1 protein-coding gene is annotated in these 1478 nt (G+C 70.4%); it reads left to right on the top strand.

Going from position 1 to position 1478, the window contains the following annotated elements; all coding sequences use genetic code 11:
- On the top strand, window positions 1-1478 hold a 1478-nt coding region (locus ACGFZP_RS39445; RefSeq protein WP_392942322.1), incomplete at both ends, for an acyltransferase domain-containing protein.

The following is a 1478-nucleotide window of genomic DNA, read 5'->3' as shown; positions in this document are numbered from 1 at the left end:
CTCGACACCCTCCAACACCACTACGACACCACCGACATCCGCGCCCGCCGCATCCCCGTCGACTACGCCTCCCACAGCCACCACGTCGAACCGCTCGAAGCCGAACTGGCCCGTCTGCTGGGCGACATCACGCCGAAGAACACGGAGATCGCCTTCTACTCCACCGTCACCGGGGACGTGCTCGACACCGCGGAGCTGACCGCCGACTACTGGTACCGCAACCTGCGCCAGACCGTCCGGCTGGACGACACCGTCCGGGCCCTGCACCGGGACCGCTTCGGACTGTTCATCGAGAGCAGCCCGCACGCCGTCCTCACCTACGGCATCCAGCAGACCCTGGACGAGCTCGACGCCGACGCAAGCACCACGGTGCTCGGCACGCTGCGCCGCGACCACGACGACCGGCAGCAGTTCCTCACCGCCCTCGGCCGGGCCTGGACCGTCGGCGCGCCCGTCGCCCGGTGGGCCACCGAGGACCGGCCGGCCGCCGTCCACACCGAGCTGCCCACCTACCCGTTCCAGCGCACCCGGCACTGGATCGGCCCGCTGTCGGCCGGCAGCACGCCGACGGCGCTGGGGCTCACTCCGACGGATCACCCGATCCTGAAGACCGCCACCACCCACCCCGACGGCACCACCACCTACACCGGCACCACCAGCCTCACCACCCACCCCTGGCTCACCGACCACACCATCCTCAACACCCCCCTCCTCCCCGGAACCGCCCTCCTCGACCTCGCCCTCCACGCCGCCCACGACCTCAACCACCCCCACATCGAAGAACTCACCCTCCACACCCCCACCCCCCTCACCACCCAACCCACCCACCTCCACCTCACCACCACCCCCGACACCCACCACACCGGCCAACGCACCCTCACCATCCACACCCGCCCCCACACCACCAACCCCCACACCCCCTGGACCCACACCGCCACCGCCACCCTCACCACCACCCCCACCAACAACCCCACACCCACACCCACCCCCCACACCACCTGGCCCCCACCCGGCTCCACCCCCATCAACCTCACCGACCTCTACCCCCGACTCGCCCACCACGGCTACACCTACGGCCCCACCTTCCAAGGCCTCACCCACGCCTGGCACAACGGCACCACCCTCCACGCCACCATCACCCTCCCAACCACCCCACCCCCCAACACCCCCATCCACCCCGCCCTCCTCGACGCCGCCCTCCACCCCCTCCTCGCCACCAACACCCACAACCCCACCACCCTCCACCTCCCCACCACCTACACCCACACCACCCTCCACACCACCCACCCCACCACCCTCCACACCACCATCACCCCCCACCCCACCAACCCCAACACCCACACCCTCACCGCCACCGACCCCACCGGCACCCCCGTCATCACCACCACCCTCACCACCACACCCACCACCACCACCCACCTCACCCACACCCTCACCACCCTCACCACCCCAACCCCCCACCACCCCAACCTCCTCGA

It is taken from the genome of Kitasatospora sp. NPDC048239 (assembly GCF_043202015.1).
GTDB lineage: Bacteria > Actinomycetota > Actinomycetes > Streptomycetales > Streptomycetaceae > Kitasatospora.
This window is presented reverse-complemented; position numbering and strand designations above follow the sequence as displayed.